Genomic DNA, 18,714 nt, shown 5'->3' with positions numbered 1-18,714 from the left:
GGCTGGCACATGTCCAACAAGCTCGTCGTGCCTGAAAACATCACCATCCTGCCACTCCCGCCGAAATCGCCGGAGCTGAACCCGGTCGAAAACCTCTGGCACTTCATGCGCGAAAACTGGCTCTCAAACCGTGTATTCAAATCCTACGAGGACATCGTCGATCACTGCTGCGATGCCTGGCGAAAGATCGAAAGCCAGCCTTGGCGCATCATGTCCATCGGACGCAGAGAATGGGCGAATGAGTTTTGACCAGTGAGAAGCCGTATTAGAACACTGAGCCCCGAGATCTCAAAACCGAAGTTCGATAACCGATAGACGTTTGCTGCTTGGCGGCTCGAAATCCGTGTCAAAACAGCGCTTCCTGCACGCTAGAAACTCTTTCAAATATTTGATTTCTATATTTTTTTCGCGTAGCGCAATTTCTCCCAGATTTATATCTAGCGCCCCCGGCGGCACCTGGGGCGGGGGGGCGGCAAGTATTTCCAGATTTTCTGAGTGAGTTTTTATGGTGTGATAGATATACCTAAGTATTGCCTACATGAATTACTCGACCAGAGCTTTCAACTGGTAACTCTTGTACGACCTGCCGCTTTGCAATCTTCGCGACCGTGGCGCGACTGCAACCTGTCGCGGCCTGTACTTGCGTCCAGCTCATACCTCTTGCGAGCATTGTGGCGATCGAGGCGTTTCGCTTCGTGTCTTCCGCCCGGCCCCGATAGCGGCCTTCGGCCTTGGCCTTGGCTTGTCCTTGCGATTGGCGGCGGCGTCGGTCGTCGTAGTCCTTGCGCGCGACGGCGGCCAACACGTCCAGCATCATGTCATTGATCGCCGCAAACATGCGTCCGGTGAAGTCGTCAGACTGTGAAGCTAGTGTCCAGCTCGTGGGCAAGTCGAGTGCGACCACCCGGACTTTTCGGGCTGACAGCTCCGCCCGGAGCTTTTGCCAATCGTCGGCTGTCAGGCGGGACAATCGGTCAACCTGTTCGATCAAGAGGACGTCGCCGGGCCGCGCGTCGGAAAGTAGACGGAATAGTTCGGGGCGGGCGAGCTTCGCGCCGCTCTCATTCTCGACGTGGGTTGTCGCGATAGTCAGCCCGCGTTCCGTGGCGAATGCTTCGAGTTGCTGGCGGGCGCGTTGTGCGTCCTGTTCATCGGTGGATGCGCGGAGATAGAGGCGGGCCAACATAGAAAACCCATCGGTTCATTTAGAATGGTTCATATATAGATGGTTCGATTAGAATGGTCAATTGCCATTTATTAAACCATCCCAGCAGCGGTTCATTAAAGGGATACTCAATCTGAACCAGACCGACCTTCGGCTCGGTTGCCGACGTTCCAGACCACGCCGGATGGCGATATTGGAACCGCCTCCGGGCGGTAGGATTGAGCCCTGCGCTAGATGGCGCCAAAGCTACGCCGTCCCCGATCATTGTGAGCTGCGGCGATGCTCGCGCGCTGAATTCACGATACTGAGGCTGCGCCGTCGGCGGACCGGTTGCGCCGTGCGGCGGGAAATTGATACGTACTCCCTGATCAGCGGGTCTCCGTCATGGCGATGGAGATGAACCTCCGCCGGATGAAGATCGCGTGACCGTGCACGGATTTCGATCGTCGTTCCGCGACTGGTTCGGCGAGGTTTCGAGCTTCCCGGGCGAGATTGCTGAGGCAGCGCTTTGCCCATGTGGTTTGCGATGAGACCGAGCGCGCGTATCGGCGCGGCAAACGCGCTGGCCAAGCGCCGAACCCTGATGCTTGGGCGAACTACTGCGAGCCGAAGAAGCCAGCGGCTGTCCTAGATCTGCGGCGGGCTCGATAACTTGCTTTAGTCCACGCTTCTCATGGACGATGAAGTCGAGTTCCCATTCCCTTTTGATGAGCTCATCGGTCGACGTCCCCGCCCGGGCATCCCGCGGCATATCTTCGCTGGCATTCTTTTTCAACTCAGAACTGTAGCGAAACCAGGGAACGGTCAGAAAAAGAATGCCAATGAGGTACGGCCAAATTGCGCTAGTGGGCCGAAATCCGAAATAGTTGAGACCAACGATCAACGCCCCTATAGCGCTTACCGCAAAGGCGCGCCCGGCAGCGCCTTCCTGTTTGAGATTGTAGAGCGCCATTTCCAAGTTGCCGACATAAGACTGCACTTCGTCCGGCAAATCCTCTCGCCGGGCAGCCGGGTGACGCACTTGCATCCTGAAGGCGTCCAACCGCCGTTTCTCTGCATCGGTGAGGTTGCCGGTTTAATCTGATGACCGATACCAAGGAAGAAGTTCGGTCTCCAAAGCATGTGGCATCCTCAAGCAGAGTTGTATGCGCGCGCCGCGATTACGCCTCACGGCCATTGATCATAAACGTTTTTAAAAGCACCCGACGTCTCAAAAAAGGAGAGGACGTTGGCGATAGAGACATCATCCTCCACCGCAAGCTTTCGAAATTTCTCCATCCGCTCATGCAGAATGGCGGGATATGTTGCTACAGGAAACGCATCGTCCGCGAAGTGCTCTTTGAGCCTCGGTCCAATCTTCGCAAGTGTAGTCACGGCATAGTCGAGATCCTCAAGCAGCGCGTCACGGAGGTGCCGTGCAATGTCCTCCAACTCGTACATCCTGGGCCCGAGCCTTTTGTGTTCCTCTTCTGTCAAAACCGTCGTACCGACAGGACCGGACATTTGGGCTGGCATCTGGTCGGTCAGTTGTAGCCGGCGATAATTGAACGTTCTGACCCCATCTATCACCGTGCATATGAAGGTTCATCGCGATGTCGCCTTTTCCAAGCGCGAACATTAGCGCAATCTCATCGTCATCAATGCGAGACGGATCGGTGGGAATGCCAGAGATTGGCTGAAAGCGCTGCCAGAGCGCGAGGCTCTCGTTTCCTGCCTGTTTGGCCCGCTCAAGTGAGGAAAGCATTGTGGACATGATCGAATACAGTTGGTTGGTCATGGTGAACATCTTGGACGTGATCCTCAATGCTACCGCTCGTTGAGCGTCGATGCGGTCGATGCGAGCCTGCTCACGGTTTCTCAAAAACTCCGTCTTCGACACGCGCCATTGAATTACCCCGGCGATAAGCGCACCGACAACGGCCCCAACCAGGGTGGACACTACGGTCATGCCAGTATCGCTAGTCCAGTATGAAAGGGACCACGGCGGCACAGGCTCGCGTGCCGCAAAGAACTGCGAGAGCGCCGGAAAGACCAATTCCTGAAAGGATTTCATGAGGCGACGGGGACCTCCGACCCATCGAATTCATTGATAGTCGTGAGAGCATCGCGATGCCAGGAATTCCCCCAGTGATAGTGGTCGACTTCTCGCAAGGTGAGCCCTTGGGGCGCATGCGCAATCGCCTTCTTCTTAAATTTCTCGTAGTGATCCCAAAGTGAGATGCTGAACCGGCGTGCTTTTAGATCCTCGAAAGCATTGAGTTGCCCGCAAACACGAACGTCGTAGATTGTAAATCGATCCGGATATAAAACGGTCAAAATTGCCGAGGCGGTAGCCAACCGAAAGCCCCAATCCGACATCAATATCCGAAGTCTATCGGGGTCAGACGTTGCTGTAAAAACAGCATCCGCGATCTTCTCGACTGCTTGACGGAAAGAAAAGCCATTCTTTGAAAAGCGGCTGATATGTTTCGTTCGGGAGCGGTTGGCCTTCCAAGTCAGGATCGCCAAGAAGTCGACCGGGTCAATGCAGCCTGTTCGTTGAAAGTCAGCGCTCAATACTGGGAATAACTTCGTCTCGACGTCTGCATAGCGAGCGTATGTCACCGTTATCTCCCAGCCAAGACCTATGACCAATTGCGCTCTGCGCCGGCGTCGAAGGCGAGTGCAGAATTGCTAGCTCATTTGCTTAGGTCAATCGCCTGGTACGGAGATGTTCGGAATGCCTCACAACTTTCTCGCGGAGGCCGAGGCATTTGAACCAAGCGGGACTGAGTACGGCTCAGTCAATCCCTTTGGCTAAGTTCGTAGATGACCGCCGCATCCTGCTCCGCGCGCAGCCCCTTATATGACGGGTGCCGCAGCTTCTCGTCGCCGGTCCAAGCGCGATACTCTACCTCGGCGATCAGCCTAGGATCGACGAAGATAGCGCCTTTGTGCTTTAGTTTGAGTGCCGGGTTGTCCGTTTGCAGGGCGTCAAGCTGTTGACGAAGCGCGCTCGCTGTACGTCCGTTGAAGCCGGTGCCAACGCCGCCCACGTAAACGAGCTCCTCGCCACGCTTGGCCGCCAACAACAGCCGCCCTATCCCGCCATGGCCGACCTCGGAGGGCTCGTAGCCCACTATGGCGAAACTATCACTGCTGACGCATTTGATCTTGAGCCAGTCGCCCCGTCGGCCGGATCGATAGGGCGCCGTCTTGTTCTTGGCAATGATGCCTTCAAGGCCTCTGGCGCACGCCGCTCCAAGCAGTTCTGCCCCGTCGGTTTGGATGTAATCGGAAAGTCGGATCGCGCCTTCGCTGAGTTCGAAAAGTGGATCGAGAAGCTGCCGCCGATCGAAGAAAGGCAGCTTGGTGACATCACGGCCATCTAAATAGAGGAGATCAAAAACATAGAGAATGGCCTCGCTCGATCGGCGTTTCCCACCGCGGCCGCCGAGCGCCTGTTGCAGCAATCCGAAATCCGGTCGGCCCTCTTTATCGAGAACGACCGCCTCACCGTCGAGGATCATGGTGCGGCCTAGCGCCTTGGCAGCCTCCGCGATCGAGGGGAACCGTGGCGTCCAGTCATGGCCCCCGCGCGTCAGGATGCGCACGTTATTCGGCTCGACGTGGACCGCAAGCCGATAGCCATCCCACTTGATTTCGTAAATCCAAGCATCGCCCTTGGGAGGCTCTTCTTTCAGAAGTGCGAGGCACGGCTCAATGCGCGCCGGCATCGGGTCAGGGCGAGGGCCGGCGCCGCCGTTTTTCCCCCTGCGCATGTCTGGTTCCTCCCTTACAATCGCCGGAGTGTGAAACGCGCGCCACGGATCATCGTTCGACTATCTAAGCGAACCGGCGATCTGCGCCACTTGACACCTCGATCAACGAGAACATAATAGGAACAAATTCCCCGTTAGCGGAATATGCTCAGAACGAAATCCGATCCAAACAACTGCTGTCCACCCAGCAGGAGGTGAAGCCGTGCGCCCGCAAGAAAGACCGAATGAAGCCCAAGATCCCCTCACCATCGAAGAGCAGGTGGCTTGGGAGATGCAAGCAGTGCTCGCCTGGCACGATGAGGATGCGAAGGCGGCAATCAAAACCCTGCTACTAGATTGCCGCCATCTGCGCACGCAGCTTGCTACTGCGGAAATTCTGATAAGCCGCGGTATGGGCCGCGGCTGGCGTCCGCTCTTCGACCGCGCTGCCGACCAGGGATAAGCCTCCCATGCCGGAAATGAACTACCAAAAGAAGCTCCGAAAATGGAAGTTGAGCGACGCTGAGCATGTCGGCCAACTGCTGTCGATCACCTGCCAGATGTGCAACGTAACGCGCTACTACTTTCCCGCCGATTTTCTCAAGTTCAACGAGGATATCAGCCTGGACCAGATCGGCGCGAAGATCCGCTGCGAGCAATGCGGGCGGCGCGATTTCATCTTCTTCTACGTCAAGACGCCCGCCGGCGCCGATTACGGCAAGCTGCCCGTACGAAGGCTGGAGCGGGTCCGTACCGTGCAGGTGCCGGTTTGGCGTGATGAGACGCTGTGATGGCAAAACGCCACAATCCCAATTCGCGGGCGCTGATCAACTCGACCCTACCGCACCAAGGCGCGATCTGGTGGAACACCGACGGGCGGGTATTGCAATGGAACTTCCAAACGCCTCAGGCGCGAGAAGAGGTCATCAACGACGCGCTCGCTGATGAGCGGGGGTCAAAACACTATTCTGCAAGTCTGGACGACGCGACTTATCTGGTGTTCTGCTTCCGCGAACTTGAAGCGGCGCGGACGTTCTGTTGTCGCTGGGGCGGCCAGATGGTTGATCCGGCCGAGGTGACGAAGGCCGGTTTATGGACCCGAAAGGAGGGGAATGTGTGCAATCTCTATCGAATGTTGTCGAACCAGGAAGCGATCCGGCTCATCACCCGCGCCATGATCGACAGCACCGGCAACATGGAGCCGCTCGAGGAGATGTGGCCCGACCGCATGGGGCCGGTCGTTCGCAACACGCCAGCCGGGCGTGAGTTGGCGAATGTGCGTTGGGGACTACCGAGTTCGTCGCAGGCGATCTATCAGGCGACGTCGAAGCGTGCGGACGCGCTGCGCAAGAAGAACAAGCCGGTCGATTTCGAAGAGCTTTTGAAGATGGAGCCGGACGGCGGCACGACCAATGTCCGCAACACGGCAAGTAAACACTGGACGCGCTGGCTTGGCATCGAGAACCGTTGCGTTGTGCCGTTCACATCGTTTGCAGAACCCGACCCGGCCAATAAGCCCGAGGGGGGCCGCACTCCGAATGGGTGGTTCGCGACGGGCCTAGATCGCCCGCTGGCCTTTTTCGCTGGCATCTGGGTGCCGCAGTGGTCGAGCGTTCGGAAGATCAAGGAAGGTCTGATCACTACGGATTACTACGGCTTCCTAACCACGGAGGCCAACGGCATTGTCGAGCCGATCCACCAAAAGGCGATGCCCGTCATTCTGAGCGAGCCGGAGGAAATCGAAACCTGGCTGACAGCACCGTGGAGCGAGGCAAAGGTATTGCAGCGGCCGTTGCCGGAAGAACGGCTCGTGCTGCTGCCGCCTGAAACAGTGGCTGTGTGATCGCGTCGACAGATATGTGTGAAGCCGAGACAACGCGGCGTCAGAATAGAAAAAGCCACCGATACGATCTCATCTACACCCGCATCGGTGGCCTTGGTCCCCAGTCCTTAACACCCGTGAAGTTATCTCTGCCTGCCGTCACGTGATATGACCCGGAAGGCGTAAATCGGGGCTTGAAAGAGGTTCATTTGGGTGGCCCGCGTCCATGGCACGGCAAGAGCTATTTTATCAGGGCCGTGCGGGCGGCGGGCCGCGCCACACCCTATTCCACCCTATGTCCCCTTTGAGTGGTTTGAGGGTACGGCGCACCAACATCCAACCTGCCATAGCACACCAAGTATGGTTCCAAGTAATTTGAAAGCCCATGGGAACAAAACCGGCTGGAGAGCGTTTTAGATGAGTGGGTCGCGACGCGCTTCCAAGCGACGGCCCCCCCCAGCAAGGCTTGAGTGCTTCTGCGACCCACCCTCTTTTGTGTTGATCTCCACTGGCCCTGCTTTTGCGGGGCCTTCTTATTTAGCCTAGTTCTCTGGGAAATGTCGGCAGCCGACCGTCGGTTTACGGGAACAACGTTGTTCCGCCGATGTTATGACAGCAGGCCGTGATGGATCTCTAGTCGCTGCACCACTTCATGGCTTAACCGCCTGCACGCCTACCATAGCGACCCACCTCTTGATCTAAACTGGCCCCGCTCCTCCGGGGCCTTTTTTTGATGCGGCGCCGAAGAACCTTCGAGGAAAGCAGAGTAGTCAATAAACAGGAGAGACCAAACCGAGGAACCTCGCAATGGATGGCACGTTTCCTTCTTGAAGGAGCGTCATAATGTCCAAGCATTTCGCCGATATTCCAAGGTCGCAATCCCGTCTTCCGAACCCACTTCAGCCTGAGGCTCCGGAAGTCCCGAAACCTGAGGCCGACGCTGAGCCGAAGAGCCCCGCACCACAGACTGACACCTCGCCCGCCAGTCAGAAGAACGAGTATGAGCGCGGCGCGCAGGCCGGCAAGGACAAGGAACCTGGCGAGCAGCCCAAAACCGGCGAGGAGCGACCAAGCAAGAGCTTCGAACACGGCTACTTGGATGCACAGAAGGTCCGCAGCGACAGCAAGCGCCCATCCTAGCGGAAGGGCGATCGAGGTCCGGTATTCCAACGCAGTTAGCGCCGTGGCGGAGGAGGCTTATTAACGCTCAGCGATTTCCGCTGACCTCGACTGAACTACACCCCCGCAAGGCCGCTTGGGGAAGGAGCCCGGTTTCGCGCGATGGCCTCCCGGAAGCGGCCCAAGTTGCCGATAACTCTCCCACTTCCCGTCAACGCGGCCCGCGTCTAAGATAACTCCAATTCTCCAATTCGCATGCGTCAAACCTTACGTGGCCCCTACCAGTTTGAGGGCCATCGAGACTACACTGGTTAACGCCAATAAGGCTCTAGCCTAGGGAGGAAGAAATGGCTGTTGCCGCAGTTCTCGAAGAATACCGGAAGGTACTTGATCAAGTTTCTCACGATATGGCCGAGAAGTTAGTCAGTGTTGGCGGGAAAATCGATCCTGACGACGCACTAAAAAACGCTCAAAAATACACAGTTCTTCGGAACGCGGTATCCGCCGTCGATGACGTGTTAAAGGCGACGGCCAAATCGAACGCTACTGCCGCGAAGAAAAGCAAATCGAAGTAAGGGCAGCTTTGAAGGGGGCGGCGATGCCGGACGGCTTTGTGATCCATGGTTTTCGATTGGGTGATGGGGCCGCGATGGGATACGAGGCGACCGGAGAGGATGCCTATCGAGCCGCGCGGACCCACAGGCAAGCAATGCAAACAGACCCGGAAATCGAACTCCCGGCTCGTACCTCAATCCATCGCATCGTGCTGCGGCCTGTGACAAAAGAAATAATGCTGGCCGTCCTGAGGGAAGACGATGGTGCTCTCTCAAAACTGGTACAGACGATGGAAGCTATTGGCTACGTCGACTAGGCTACGATGAGAGCACGCCAGCTCAGCCTGTTTCAACCAGGGCGGAACTAGTTCGCTGCACGGGTGTTGTGATGGTGGGCCGTGATGGACCTCGTAAACGCGCACAAAGCCCGCCCTCCGCGCGTTTACCATTGCGACCCACCTTTACCTATTCCATGTGACCCCCCCACTTTGATGACCAGGCCGGACGCAAAGCTATGTCCATCGCCCTCTCGGCAATCAAAAGTGGCGATTGCACGCCGGAGGGTTTGATCAGGGCGATTGAGAGAGCGGCAGCCAACCGTCAGTAGCGGCCCGAAAGCCTTAGTTTCCGCTGGTCAGCAGACGCTGGTTTACCCTCGAAGGAGCGAGACAATGTCCAAGTATCAATCGACCCAACGCCCGCCGGTCAGAAAAGCAAATATTATCGTGGTGCGGAAGCGGGGAAATATAGGGAACCCGGCGGCCAGCCGAAAACGCGCGAGGAGCGGCCGAGCAAGAGCTTCGAACACGCTACCTTGATGCCAGAAGGTCCGCAGCGACAGCAAGCGGCCCTCGTAGAGCGATTGAGCGAGCGACAAGCGGTCATCGGTAACGCCGTCCCGTTGGGCGGCCACTCTCGCGCGCCGAGTTGGCATTCTCTGAGGATACCAACGAACCTACCAACAAAAAACGTGGATGCCAACAAATGGCCGCGGACGCCGTTGGACGCTGTATATTAAAAAAACCCCGGAAAACCGGGGTCTTTTTGAGCATTCAGCGACGTATAAGAACGTCGATGGAATGGGAAATGGTGCCCAGAAGAGGACTCGAACCTCCACACCCTTTCGGGTACCAGCACCTGAAGCTGGCGCGTCTACCAATTCCGCCATCTGGGCGACGGACACGCATGTAAGGGGGTGGCTCTTCGGTGTCAACAGCGTTTTTGAAGTTTTCGCGGCATTCCTAAAAAAAGCCGCTCAAGCGGAGTGAGAGGCATAGGTGCGGATAAGGCCAAGTCCCTGTTCCAGCAAATTCTTCGCGTCGTTCTCGGTCGGCGCTTCGACATAGCAGCGCATTTCCGGCGCGTTGCCGGAGGGACGGAAATGGATGATGCGTCCGTCTTCGAGCGTCACCCGCAGCCCGTCTATGTCGCTTGTTTGAGCGGGCTTGCCGAGGGGCGCGAGGAAGGCTGTGAGATCGGCGTCGGATGCCCTTAGATGGGCCATCAGCGCCGCGCTTGTCTCGATGGGAAAGTTCTCCAGCCGGTCGGCTGCCGCGCACGGTAAGCGGTAGCCGCTGGCGACTGTCGAGAGCGGCTGCTTGTTCTTGGCCGCCGCGTGGAGTGCCGCGAGAATAGGCAGGAAGCAGTCGCGGGTCGGCAGAGCGTCGAGCATCTGGCCTCCGACTGAAAAGGTGGTTGCGGTCAAGGTTCCGCCGTTGGCCTCGAAGCCGACCACCTTGTCTCTGCCCTCTGCGAGAGCTGCGTCCATGCCGGCAATGACGAAGGGCGAGCCGACGCGCGTGCGCGTAACAGTAAAGCCGCCAGCCGCTTCGATCCCGGAATTCGACGTCACCGGGGTAACGACAACCTTGGCGCCGAGGAAGTTCGCGGCCATCAATCCGAGCACGTCGCCGCGCAGCGGCTCGCCGCTTTCGTCGGCCACGAGCGGCCGGTCACCGTCGCCGTCCGCCGAGACGATCGCGTCGAGCCGATACTTCTTCGCCCACTCGCGCATCAGGAAGATGGTCTCGGCGGATACCGCCTCGGTGTCGACCGGAATGAAGGTTTCGGAACGGCCGAGGGCAACGACGCGCGCGCCGAAATGCGACAGCACCGAACCGAGCAGGTCGCGAGCGACGGTGCTGTGCTCGTAGACGCCAACCGTCAGGCCGGCCAGCGCGTTTGGAGAGAGCAGTGCCGCATTGCGCGCGAAGAAAATCGCCTCCGCCTGCGCGGAATGATCCGGCGCCTTGCCCGGCGTCTCATCGAGCGGAAAATCGCCGATCGCGGCCGCCTCCGCGCTGATCGAGGCCTCGTCATCCTTGTCGATTTCGCCGTCGGGCCGGTAGAACTTGATGCCGTTGCGATCGGCAGGGATATGCGAGCCCGTGACCATCAGCGCGGCCGCCTTCAGCTTCAGCCCATAAAGCGCAAGCGCAGGCGTTGGAACCGCTCCGCAATCGATGGGCTTGAGGCCTGCGCGCTCGAGAGCGCCGATACAGGTAGCGGCAATCGCCGGGCTCGAATCGCGGAAATCACGGCCGACAAGGATCGGATCCGCCGGCTGGATCTTGCCCAACTTCAGAAGATGCCGCGCAAAGGCAGTCGCATAAAGCGCCGAGGCACGCCCCTTCAGATCGACGGAGAGGCCGCGAAGACCGCTGGTTCCGAATTTCAGGCTCACACCTATGCTCCTTGATGGCGGCATGCGCAGTCGATACCGCAATATTGTTTCAAGTCTTATTGCCCAGCGCCGCCCGTTGATCAACCGTGCGCCGGCTGGTTACTGCGGCGGTGCTTTGCAGAAGCGTGCTTACGCCCTACTTTCGTGATGGAGAGCCGTCGCGCGAAAGGAAGTTCGTCATGTTCGGAGTTAAGTCGCGGTCGCTATGCGGTGTCGGCCTTGCGCTCCTCCTGCAGGCGCCGCAGGTCGCGGCCATGCCGGGAGCGCCGGTGATCGCCAAGAGCAAGCTGCCATACGTCGTAGAGGCTCAGGTCATGTGCGACTATCGCGGCTGCTTCGGCTTCGGGCAGCAGCAGTGGTATCGCCCGCCCAACTTTCCGCCGTCATACCTGCCGCCGAACCGGCCGCCGATCTACTATCGGCCGCGCGCCGTCGGCGTTCCGAGCGCTCCATATTATCGCAATGTACCGCAGCAGCCAGCGCCTCAAATGCAGCCGCTCGCACGCTTGCCGACCGAGGGCACGAGCCGCCATGTCGGCTGGTGTCTCGATCGCTACCGTTCCTACAATCCGGAGACGAACCGCTACATGCAGACCTCCGGCCGCTACCGGGTGTGCGTGTCGCCCTACGATCGATAGGGGATTCTACGTATCAGTGGCGGTCCGGTCGGTGTGGCCGAGATCGCGGCCGGGATCGATGATGTCGCGGACCCGCTGCTTCAGCTCCTTCGGCCCAGGAAAGCCGCCATCGCGCTTGCGCTCCCAGATGAGTTCGCCGTCGATGCGGATCTCGAAATTGCCGCCTGTGCCTGGGATCAGCGCCACTTCGCCAAGGCTATCGGTAAAGGTTTGCAGAAGCTCCTGCGCCATCCATCCGGCGCGCAGTAGCCAGTTGCACTGGGTGCAGTAGAGGATGGTGATTTTCGGCTTGTCGGTCATCGTCATCGGGCTCCGGATCGGCATCAAGGTTCCGGCTATGCCACGCGGCGCTTGCACCGGCAACGCCCTCGTGCTTCATCTTCGCCCGTCAATCATTTGAGAGCAGGACGGCATGCGGGTCGCAATCATCGAGAACATGCAGAATACCCATCTCGGGCAGATCGGCGTCGCGCTGGCCGAGGCGAACGTCGAGCGCGAGTGGTTTTACGTCTGGGACGGCCAACCGCTCCCCTCAGGCGTTGCCGACCACGACGGGCTGATCGTGCTCGGCGGCGAGCAGAGTGCAATCGATGACGAACGCCATCCCTACTTGCCGGAACTCGCGCGGCTGATGCGTACCTTTGCCGAAGCCGGAAAGGCCGTGCTCGGCGTCTGCCTCGGCAGCCAGCTCCTGGCGCGCGGCTACGGGGCGGAAAACCGGTTGGGTGCGGCGCGTGAATTCGGCTGGCATGACGTACAGCTGACGGAGGAAGGGCGCAAGGATCCGCTTTTCGCCGGGTTGAGCGATGGCTTTCCCATTTTTCAGTGGCATAGCGACACTTTTTCCCTGCCTCAAGGCAGCGTTCGCCTGGCGTCGAACGCCGCGACCCCCAATCAGGCCTTTCGCATCGGCCGTGCGGCCTACGGTACGCAATTTCACTTCGAGGCGGACAGGACGGTCGTGGAAGCCTGGGGCCAGGAATTTCCGGAGATCGTCGAAAGGAGCGCGCCTGGCTGGCTCGCCGATTATCCCCGCATCGCGGCTGTTCATGCCGAACCCGCCGACAGGGCCGGCCTCGCGATCGCGCGCGCCTGGGTCGCCATGATGCAGGCAACCGACGCGGTCGACGCGATCGCGGCTCAGTAGCCGCTGTCGGCGGTAACGATCGACCTCCCGCATTCTGCGCGCTAACCGACCTTTTTGCGAAAAGTCGAGCTCGCAGCGGCGCCATCAGAGGGCGCCGCCTCCAGCCCGACCCTTCAAATCCGCGGCAGCTTCGACCCCGCCCCCGAAATGCCGCCTAGCTACGCGTGCCAAATTGACAGCCAGGGATTAGCCCATAATAATTATACAGGGTTAGGCATGTTTGGGGGATACTATGAAGTTTTTTCTTGCCGCTCTCGGATTTTCGATCGTCATCGCTGCGCCCGCGTTCGCCATCACCAACGCCGTCTGGTCAAAAGCGCGGTTCGAATACGTACGCGCCCGGCTGCAAAGCAATCCCAATTTTTACAACTATCTTCTTGGAGATTGCATTTATACGACCAAAAGGACGGAAGATTTGAAGAAACTTTCCGCTGAAATACATGTTCCATTGCCGAAGACAGCGGAAGTGTATTGCCGCAGGGTCCTCAGCGCCTTTGCGTCCGAAAAGGTATCCTACGAAGACTATGTGAACTACCAGACTAAACACATCCAGTCTCCGAGCATTGCTCGCGCGCTTCAGGGAAAACAAAAGTAGCAGCCAGGTCAGGAAAAGCGATCGTCGCAAGCGCCCGTCGCTATCGCGACGGCGGGCGTGGGGCCGCCGGAAGAGGGGAATCTTCCTAATAGCCGGTGAAAGCCATATCGAGGGCTATCAGGATGCGATCCCTGTGCGCGCTGAGATCAGTGACCTTTTCCCTGAGTTCGTTGACTTGAACGGCCGCGATGAACTGGGTCACCATGATATAATAGTGGCCGCCGATGGAAAATTCGGGGTTGAGGCGGCGAGCAGGCTTTGGCGCTTCCTCGGCGAGTATCAACGGAACCACGATCCGCGTCGCGAAATCGCTGAGGAGATCGGCCTGTACGTCGAGCAGAAGATGGGGTGTGGTGGCCGCGGTGTAGACGTCGAACCGAGCCACTGGCGTCTCCTTAGAACTGGCGTAGGCCGCTCAGCGGCAATCCATGTTCCTTGACGTAGAGATTGGAGCTATGGATGGCTTCCTGGTTTTCGCGGCGCCACAGCCGCGCATTCTCTTCAGCGATTGCCTGCAGAATTCCAGCTTCTGCGGCCTGCGAAATATTGATGTTGAGCGCGCGCGCCTCCGCCAGCAGATCGGCGCCGACGGAAAGGTTGGCCGACTTTTTCCGGATGGGTGTGCTGGGTTTAGGATTCAAGAAACGCCCCCATGGCCTATGCGCATAGATTAGGCGCATAAACTCGCGCGCGCAATATGCGAAAAGGACTGGCCACGATCCAGATCATGGCCTGTCGAGTGAGCTATCGGTCGGCTCACTCGTCTCCCATCTTCAGCGCCGCGATGAACGCTTCCTGCGGGATCTCGACCTTTCCGAACTGGCGCATGCGCTTCTTGCCTTCCTTCTGCTTTTCCAGAAGTTTGCGCTTGCGGGTGGCGTCGCCGCCGTAGCATTTCGCGGTGACGTCCTTGCGGAGTGCCGAAATGGTTTCGCGGGCGATCACGTTGCCGCCGATGGCGGCCTGGATCGGGATCTTGAACATGTGCTTCGGGATCAGGTCCTTCAGCTTCTCGCACATGACGCGGCCACGTTTTTCAGCGGCCAGGCGGTGCACCAGCATCGACAAGGCGTCGACCGGTTCGCCATTGACGAGGATCGACATCTTCACGAGGTTGCCCTCGCGATGGCCGCCGAGATGGTAGTCGAAGGAAGCATACCCCTTGGAGATCGACTTCAGGCGATCGTAGAAGTCGAAAACCACTTCGTTGAGAGGCAGGTCGTAGGTGACCATGGCGCGGTTGCCGACGTAGGTCAGTTCCGTCTGGACGCCGCGGCGGTCCTGGCAGAGCTTCAGGATGCCGCCGAGGTATTCGTCCGGCGTCATGATCGTTGCCTTGATCCACGGCTCGCGGATCTCGTCGATCTTGACGACATCGGGCATGTCGGCCGGATTGTGCAGCTCACGCTCGCTGCCGTCGGTCATCGTCAGCTGATAGACCACCGACGGAGCGGTCGCGATCAGATCGAGGTTGAATTCGCGCTCAAGGCGCTCCTGGATGATCTCGAGGTGCAGGAGCCCGAGGAAGCCGCAACGGAAGCCGAAGCCGAGGGCGGCCGAGCTTTCCATCTCGAACGAGAAGCTGGCGTCGTTGAGGCGCAGCTTGCCCATTGCGGAGCGCAGATCCTCGAAATCGGCGGCGTCGACCGGGAAGAGGCCGCAGAAGACAACCGGTTGCGCGGGCTTGAAACCGGGCAGCGCGTTCGCCGTCGGGCGCTTGTCCTCGGTGATGGTGTCGCCAACGCGCGTATCGGCCACCTCCTTGATCGAAGCGGTGATGAAGCCTATCTCGCCGGGGCCGAGCAAGTCGACATTGACCATCTTCGGCGTCAGCACGCCGACACGCTCCACCTGGTATTTCGCGTCGGTGCCCATCATGCGGATGGTTTGGCCCTTCACGAGCACGCCGTCGATGATGCGCACCAGAACCATGACGCCGAGGTAGGTGTCGTACCAGCTGTCGACCAGAAGCGCCTTCAAGGGCGCCTTTTCGCCGCCCGGGCTCTTCGGCGCGGGCAGCCTGTTGACGATCGCTTCGAGCACGTCGGGGATGCCGAGGCCGGTCTTTGCCGAAATCAGAACGGCGTCGGAAGCGTCGATGCCGATCACTTCCTCGATCTGCGCCTTGATGCGCTCGGGCTCGGCGGCCGGCAGGTCGATCTTGTTGAGGACGGTGACGATCTCGTGGTTGTTGTCGATCGCCTGATAGACATTGGCGAGCGTCTGGGCTTCCACGCCCTGGGACGCGTCGACCACCAGCAGCGAACCTTCGCAGGCCGAAAGCGACCGCGAGACTTCATAGGCGAAGTCAACGTGCCCGGGCGTGTCGATGAGGTTAAGGATATATTTTTCGCCGTTGTTCGCCTCGTAGTGCAGGCGGACGGTCTGGGCCTTGATGGTGATACCGCGCTCGCGCTCGATATCCATGTTGTCAAGCACCTGCTCGGACATCTCGCGTTCGGCAAGGCCGCCCGTCGACTGGATCAGCCGGTCGGCCAGCGTCGACTTGCCGTGGTCGATGTGGGCAACGATCGAAAAGTTGCGGATGTGCGAAAGCGGAGTGGTCGGATTGGTGCTCATGCGCGCCATATAGCAGCGCCGCCCCTCACCGCAAAGCGGAAAAGCAGCGGTTCGGCAACGATTGGAACGCCCTCAACGTGTCTGTGGCGGCTCTTCCAGCATGGGGTCGCACAGCGTGCTGGCATTCGGTATCTGCGCGCTCATCAGCTCGAAGCCTTCGCCTGCTGCGGGTTCCGCCGCACGCTCCCTGAGACGGATGGCGACGAACAGCGCGTAGGCTGCGGCGACCGCCATTGCGGCGTAGATGAAAGTCTGGTCGCCGAAGACCGGCGTCAGTGCGGTGACGGCGAGCGGCACGGCAGTGGCGGCGACCGACCAGGCGACGAGCAGGGTCGAGGCGAGCGGCACGAAATCGGCCGGGTCGGCGCGGTCGTTGGCATGGGCGTTGGCGATCGAATAGACGGTCTCCACGGCGCCGGCAAAGATTGCAAAGACCAGCATCAGGAGTGCGAGGCTCGCGAAGGTGACGAACAGAGCAGCAATGCCTGCGCCGCAGATCAGCATGCAGGTGATGAGCAGCACGTAACGCCGGTCGATCCGGTCGGAGAGCGCGCCGAGGGGATACTGGATGAACAGGAGACCAAACTGCATGACGAACATCAAGAGCGCCACGTCCTGCTGCGGGATCTGATTGCCGGCGGCGTAAATCGGCGCAAAGCCCTGCACCACCATCGACAGTCCGCCGGCGGCGAGTACACCGATCAGGGCGACCGGCGAATTGCGCCAGGCCATGGGGATATCGACGCTGACGTTTTGCGGCGGCGGCGGGTTGGGCAGGCGGGTAAGGCCGATCGGCAGGATCGCAAGCGCCGTGAAGAAGATCGTCGCGAGCGGCGCCAGATTGCCCTCCGCGGGGATTTGGCCGAACAGCCACGCGCCGGCACCCAGCCCGATGACATAGGTCATATAGAAGCCCGACATCGCTTTGCCGCGCCAGTCGTTGGAGGCGGCGTGGTTGAGCCAGCTTTGGGCGATGATGAAGTTCATGTTGCCGGAGCAGCCATAGATGCCGCGCGCGACCACCCAAAGGATCGGGTTGACACCGAGCGCGATCAGCAGGGCCGAGAGAATGACCAGCGCCATCGAGCAGGAAAAAAGCCGTGCATGGCCTACTCTGCGAATGAGCGGGCCTCCTATCACGCAGCCGAGGAGCCCGCCGAAGGCGATCGCGGTTACCGCGGCGCCGGCGGTCCATGGAGGAGCTCCTACGCGCGCCAGCGAAAACGGCACGTATGCGAGCATCATGCCGTTGCCGATCGCGACGCAGCTCATCGAAAGAACGATCGATGCTATCGACGCCGGCGAGGTCGTTGGCTGGGAGGGCATGGGATCGATTTCCTTGGGCGTCGCCGAAGACCGCGCGAATCGTGGATGGATACAGACTAGCCAGTCGCATCGGTGATCCAAATCGCAAAAGGGTTCACTTCAGATGAAATCTTTTGATCGTGAATTGATAGGAGACGATGGCTTGATTCCAATATAGGGACGTGTATTTCTTCTATAGTGGAATTCAAAGGGTGACGATGGAAGCGGAACTAGAAACAGCGATCGGAGCGCGCATAAAGCAGCTGCGAAATGCGCGAGGGCTGACGCTTGACGAACTCGCGAATGCCTCCGCCGTCAGCCGCGCCATGATTTCGCGCATCGAGCGGGCCGAAGTTAGCCCGACCGCCTCGCTGCTCGGGCGGCTTTGCGCAGCACTCGGTCTGTCGCTGTCGACTTTCTTCGCCGAGGAGGACGGTGTGGCCTCGCCGCTGGCGCGCCGCGCCGATCAGCAGATCTGGCGCGACCCGGAGACGGGCTATGTCCGTCGCTCGGTCTCGCCGCCGGCAACCAGTTCGCCGGTGGATGTGGTCGAAGTCGAATTTCCGGTCGGCGCCCGCGTCAGCTTTCCACCCAATGCGGCAAGCCGCGGCATGACCCAACATGTCTGGCTGTTCGAAGGGGAAATGGAGATCACGGTCGGCGAAACCGTTCACCGCCTCAAGCCCGGCGATTGCCTGTTCATGCCCGTCGGCGACGGGCACATTTTTTACAATCCCGCCGACTGGCGCGCGCGCTATTGCGTCGTGCTCGACCGCGGCACCCGTTGATTTTTATTCGAGGAACTATCATGGCGACTATCCGTCTCTTGGACGCGGAGCAAGCCCGCGCGGCCGTCCCAGCCCTTTGCGAAATCCTCTGCGATTGCGTCGAAGGCGGGGCGTCGGTCGGCTTCATGCAGCCCTATGGGATTGCCGATGCCGAACCCTATTGGCGCGATGTTGCCGATGCGGTCGAGAGTGGCGCGACGCTGCTTTTCGTTGCGGAGATCGAAAGTGAGATCGTCGGCACGGTGCAGGTCGGTTTTGCGCAGATGCCGAACCAGCCGCATCGCGGCGATCTGAAGAAGCTGCTGGTCCACCGCAAGGCGCGAAGCAATGGCATCGCCCGCCTTCTGATGGCGGCGGCCGAAAGTGAGGCTGCAAGGCGCGGAAAGACACTGCTTGTACTCGACACCGCCACCGGTAGTCCGGCCGAAGCTATCTATCCGCGTCTCGGTTGGATCCGTTGCGGCGTCATTCCCGACTATGCCATGTGGCCGGAAGGCGGCTATTGCGATACGACGCTGTTTTACAAGCGGTTGGCGGTAGCCTGACGGGAAAGGACCCACGTGATGGTGCGATTTAAG

24 protein-coding genes and 1 tRNA gene are annotated in these 18,714 nt (G+C 59.6%); 12 read left to right on the top strand and 13 right to left on the bottom strand.

Annotated features, from left to right (window positions below; genetic code table 11):
- Positions 1 to 249, top strand: a 249-nt coding sequence (locus AB4048_RS20390) for a transposase (protein WP_442203806.1), incomplete at its 5' end; no start/stop codon positions are given.
- A 274-nt stretch (positions 250 to 523) separates the two neighbouring features.
- Here AB4048_RS20390 and AB4048_RS20385 read toward each other — a convergent pair.
- The 6 genes from AB4048_RS20385 to ligD all read right to left on the bottom strand — a co-directional run bounded on the left by AB4048_RS20385 (position 524) and on the right by ligD (position 4,926).
- On the bottom strand, positions 524 to 1,186 hold the full coding sequence (locus tag AB4048_RS20385; protein ID WP_442203805.1) for a recombinase family protein: 663 nt from the start codon (positions 1,184 to 1,186) through the stop codon (positions 524 to 526).
- Positions 1,187 to 1,547: 361 nt separating this feature from the next.
- Positions 1,548 to 2,156 (bottom strand): hypothetical protein, encoded by a 609-nt coding sequence (locus AB4048_RS20380; RefSeq protein WP_442203804.1) that lies wholly within the window; start codon positions 2,154 to 2,156, stop codon positions 1,548 to 1,550.
- A 176-nt stretch (positions 2,157 to 2,332) separates the two neighbouring features.
- Positions 2,333 to 2,596 (bottom strand): hypothetical protein, encoded by a 264-nt coding sequence (locus tag AB4048_RS20375; RefSeq protein ID WP_442203803.1) that lies wholly within the window; start codon positions 2,594 to 2,596, stop codon positions 2,333 to 2,335.
- On the bottom strand, positions 2,568 to 3,218 hold the full coding sequence (locus tag AB4048_RS20370; RefSeq protein ID WP_442203802.1) for a hypothetical protein: 651 nt from the start codon (positions 3,216 to 3,218) through the stop codon (positions 2,568 to 2,570). The genes AB4048_RS20375 and AB4048_RS20370 overlap by 29 nt, the downstream gene beginning before the upstream one ends.
- The gene (locus AB4048_RS20365) at positions 3,215 to 3,769 is read right to left on the bottom strand and encodes a hypothetical protein (protein ID WP_442203801.1); all 555 of its coding nucleotides are present in this window, start codon (positions 3,767 to 3,769) and stop codon (positions 3,215 to 3,217) included. Before AB4048_RS20365 ends, AB4048_RS20370 begins: the two co-directional genes overlap by 4 nt.
- A 179-nt stretch (positions 3,770 to 3,948) precedes the next feature.
- Complete coding sequence (gene ligD, locus AB4048_RS20360; RefSeq protein WP_442203800.1) at positions 3,949 to 4,926, bottom strand: non-homologous end-joining DNA ligase; 978 nt, start codon at positions 4,924 to 4,926, stop codon at positions 3,949 to 3,951.
- Between the two features lie 202 nt (positions 4,927 to 5,128).
- Between ligD and AB4048_RS20355 the strand changes: the two genes are divergently transcribed.
- From AB4048_RS20355 to AB4048_RS20330, 6 genes are all read left to right on the top strand, one after another.
- The gene (locus AB4048_RS20355) at positions 5,129 to 5,368 is read left to right on the top strand and encodes a hypothetical protein (protein WP_442203799.1); all 240 of its coding nucleotides are present in this window, start codon (positions 5,129 to 5,131) and stop codon (positions 5,366 to 5,368) included.
- Between the two features lie 7 nt (positions 5,369 to 5,375).
- A complete protein-coding gene (locus AB4048_RS20350; protein WP_442203798.1) occupies positions 5,376 to 5,696 on the top strand; it encodes a hypothetical protein in 321 nt (106 codons plus the stop codon).
- Positions 5,696 to 6,748, top strand: coding sequence for an SOS response-associated peptidase family protein (locus tag AB4048_RS20345; protein ID WP_442203797.1), 1,053 nt, complete (start codon positions 5,696 to 5,698; stop codon positions 6,746 to 6,748). Before AB4048_RS20350 ends, AB4048_RS20345 begins: the two co-directional genes overlap by 1 nt.
- Positions 6,749 to 7,570: 822 nt before the next feature.
- Positions 7,571 to 7,867, top strand: a complete 297-nt coding sequence (locus tag AB4048_RS20340) for a hypothetical protein (RefSeq protein ID WP_442203796.1) — start codon at positions 7,571 to 7,573, stop codon at positions 7,865 to 7,867.
- A gap of 326 nt (positions 7,868 to 8,193) precedes the next feature.
- Positions 8,194 to 8,421, top strand: a complete 228-nt coding sequence (locus AB4048_RS20335) for a hypothetical protein (protein ID WP_442203795.1) — start codon at positions 8,194 to 8,196, stop codon at positions 8,419 to 8,421.
- Between the two features lie 23 nt (positions 8,422 to 8,444).
- A complete protein-coding gene (locus AB4048_RS20330; RefSeq protein WP_442203794.1) occupies positions 8,445 to 8,717 on the top strand; it encodes a hypothetical protein in 273 nt (90 codons plus the stop codon).
- Positions 8,718 to 9,487: 770 nt separating this feature from the next.
- Here the strand turns inward: AB4048_RS20330 and AB4048_RS20325 are convergent.
- Positions 9,488 to 9,574: transfer RNA gene (locus tag AB4048_RS20325), tRNA-Leu, on the bottom strand.
- 81 nt (positions 9,575 to 9,655) lie between these two features.
- Entirely contained in the window at positions 9,656 to 11,077 is a 1,422-nt protein-coding gene (locus AB4048_RS20320) for a phosphomannomutase (protein ID WP_442203811.1), read from the bottom strand.
- Positions 11,078 to 11,262: 185 nt separating this feature from the next.
- Between AB4048_RS20320 and AB4048_RS20315 the strand changes: the two genes are divergently transcribed.
- Positions 11,263 to 11,721, top strand: a complete 459-nt coding sequence (locus AB4048_RS20315) for a BA14K family protein (RefSeq protein WP_442203793.1) — start codon at positions 11,263 to 11,265, stop codon at positions 11,719 to 11,721.
- Positions 11,722 to 11,727: 6 nt separating this feature from the next.
- On the opposite strand, the gene AB4048_RS20310 is transcribed toward AB4048_RS20315, so the two are convergent.
- Positions 11,728 to 12,021 carry a SelT/SelW/SelH family protein gene (locus tag AB4048_RS20310; protein WP_442203810.1) on the bottom strand — a complete coding sequence of 98 codons (294 nt, stop codon included), beginning with the start codon at positions 12,019 to 12,021 and terminating at the stop codon, positions 11,728 to 11,730.
- A 112-nt stretch (positions 12,022 to 12,133) separates the two neighbouring features.
- Between AB4048_RS20310 and AB4048_RS20305 the strand changes: the two genes are divergently transcribed.
- Together AB4048_RS20305 and AB4048_RS20300 are read left to right on the top strand one after the other, a co-directional pair.
- Positions 12,134 to 12,868: a type 1 glutamine amidotransferase gene (locus AB4048_RS20305; RefSeq protein ID WP_442203792.1), complete on the top strand. Its 735-nt coding sequence runs from the start codon at positions 12,134 to 12,136 to the stop codon at positions 12,866 to 12,868.
- A gap of 232 nt (positions 12,869 to 13,100) precedes the next feature.
- The gene (locus AB4048_RS20300) at positions 13,101 to 13,463 is read left to right on the top strand and encodes a hypothetical protein (protein WP_442203791.1); all 363 of its coding nucleotides are present in this window, start codon (positions 13,101 to 13,103) and stop codon (positions 13,461 to 13,463) included.
- Positions 13,464 to 13,548: 85 nt separating this feature from the next.
- Here the strand turns inward: AB4048_RS20300 and AB4048_RS20295 are convergent, their stop codons facing one another.
- The 4 genes from AB4048_RS20295 to AB4048_RS20280 all read right to left on the bottom strand — a co-directional run bounded on the left by AB4048_RS20295 (position 13,549) and on the right by AB4048_RS20280 (position 17,369).
- Positions 13,549 to 13,848 carry a CcdB family protein gene (locus AB4048_RS20295; protein ID WP_442203790.1) on the bottom strand — a complete coding sequence of 100 codons (300 nt, stop codon included), beginning with the start codon at positions 13,846 to 13,848 and terminating at the stop codon, positions 13,549 to 13,551.
- A gap of 10 nt (positions 13,849 to 13,858) precedes the next feature.
- Positions 13,859 to 14,104 carry a type II toxin-antitoxin system CcdA family antitoxin gene (locus AB4048_RS20290; RefSeq protein ID WP_442203789.1) on the bottom strand — a complete coding sequence of 82 codons (246 nt, stop codon included), beginning with the start codon at positions 14,102 to 14,104 and terminating at the stop codon, positions 13,859 to 13,861.
- 115 nt (positions 14,105 to 14,219) lie between these two features.
- Positions 14,220 to 16,052, bottom strand: coding sequence for a translation elongation factor 4 (gene lepA / locus AB4048_RS20285; protein ID WP_442203788.1), 1,833 nt, complete (start codon positions 16,050 to 16,052; stop codon positions 14,220 to 14,222).
- Between the two features lie 63 nt (positions 16,053 to 16,115).
- The gene (locus AB4048_RS20280) at positions 16,116 to 17,369 is read right to left on the bottom strand and encodes an MFS transporter (protein ID WP_442203787.1); all 1,254 of its coding nucleotides are present in this window, start codon (positions 17,367 to 17,369) and stop codon (positions 16,116 to 16,118) included.
- 197 nt (positions 17,370 to 17,566) lie between these two features.
- On the opposite strand from AB4048_RS20280, the gene AB4048_RS20275 reads away from it, so the two are divergent.
- A complete protein-coding gene (locus AB4048_RS20275) occupies positions 17,567 to 18,136 on the top strand; it encodes a helix-turn-helix domain-containing protein (protein ID WP_442203786.1) in 570 nt (189 codons plus the stop codon).
- A gap of 20 nt (positions 18,137 to 18,156) precedes the next feature.
- Positions 18,157 to 18,681, top strand: a complete 525-nt coding sequence (locus tag AB4048_RS20270; RefSeq protein WP_442203785.1) for a GNAT family N-acetyltransferase — start codon at positions 18,157 to 18,159, stop codon at positions 18,679 to 18,681.
- Positions 18,682 to 18,714: the final 33 nt, after the last annotated feature.

The organism is Rhizobium sp. RAF56 (genome assembly GCF_052113965.1).
Taxonomy (GTDB): Bacteria; Pseudomonadota; Alphaproteobacteria; order Rhizobiales; family Rhizobiaceae; genus Rhizobium.
Note: the sequence above shows the minus strand (reverse complement) of the source record. Positions and strands in the feature narration are given on the sequence as shown.

Bases quoted from the DNA above. Each gene is read 5' to 3' on its own strand.
- AB4048_RS20350 (WP_442203798.1), top strand. From the start codon at position 5,376: ATGCCGGAAATGAACTACCAAAAGAAGCTCCGAAAATGGAAGTTGAGC.
- AB4048_RS20345 (WP_442203797.1), top strand. From the start codon at position 5,696: ATGGCAAAACGCCACAATCCCAATTCGCGGGCGCTGATCAACTCGACC.
- AB4048_RS20370 (WP_442203802.1), bottom strand. From the start codon at position 3,218: ATGAAATCCTTTCAGGAATTGGTCTTTCCGGCGCTCTCGCAGTTCTTT.
- AB4048_RS20385 (WP_442203805.1), bottom strand. From the start codon at position 1,186: ATGTTGGCCCGCCTCTATCTCCGCGCATCCACCGATGAACAGGACGCA.
- AB4048_RS20340 (WP_442203796.1), top strand. From the start codon at position 7,571: ATGTCCAAGCATTTCGCCGATATTCCAAGGTCGCAATCCCGTCTTCCG.
- ligD (WP_442203800.1), bottom strand. From the start codon at position 4,926: ATGCGCAGGGGGAAAAACGGCGGCGCCGGCCCTCGCCCTGACCCGATG.
- AB4048_RS20335 (WP_442203795.1), top strand. From the start codon at position 8,194: ATGGCTGTTGCCGCAGTTCTCGAAGAATACCGGAAGGTACTTGATCAA.
- AB4048_RS20275 (WP_442203786.1), top strand. From the start codon at position 17,567: ATGGAAGCGGAACTAGAAACAGCGATCGGAGCGCGCATAAAGCAGCTG.
- AB4048_RS20310 (WP_442203810.1), bottom strand. From the start codon at position 12,021: ATGACCGACAAGCCGAAAATCACCATCCTCTACTGCACCCAGTGCAAC.
- lepA (WP_442203788.1), bottom strand. From the start codon at position 16,052: ATGGCGCGCATGAGCACCAATCCGACCACTCCGCTTTCGCACATCCGC.
- AB4048_RS20280 (WP_442203787.1), bottom strand. From the start codon at position 17,369: ATGCCCTCCCAGCCAACGACCTCGCCGGCGTCGATAGCATCGATCGTT.
- AB4048_RS20270 (WP_442203785.1), top strand. From the start codon at position 18,157: ATGGCGACTATCCGTCTCTTGGACGCGGAGCAAGCCCGCGCGGCCGTC.
- AB4048_RS20330 (WP_442203794.1), top strand. From the start codon at position 8,445: ATGCCGGACGGCTTTGTGATCCATGGTTTTCGATTGGGTGATGGGGCC.
- AB4048_RS20300 (WP_442203791.1), top strand. From the start codon at position 13,101: ATGAAGTTTTTTCTTGCCGCTCTCGGATTTTCGATCGTCATCGCTGCG.
- AB4048_RS20315 (WP_442203793.1), top strand. From the start codon at position 11,263: ATGTTCGGAGTTAAGTCGCGGTCGCTATGCGGTGTCGGCCTTGCGCTC.
- AB4048_RS20305 (WP_442203792.1), top strand. From the start codon at position 12,134: ATGCGGGTCGCAATCATCGAGAACATGCAGAATACCCATCTCGGGCAG.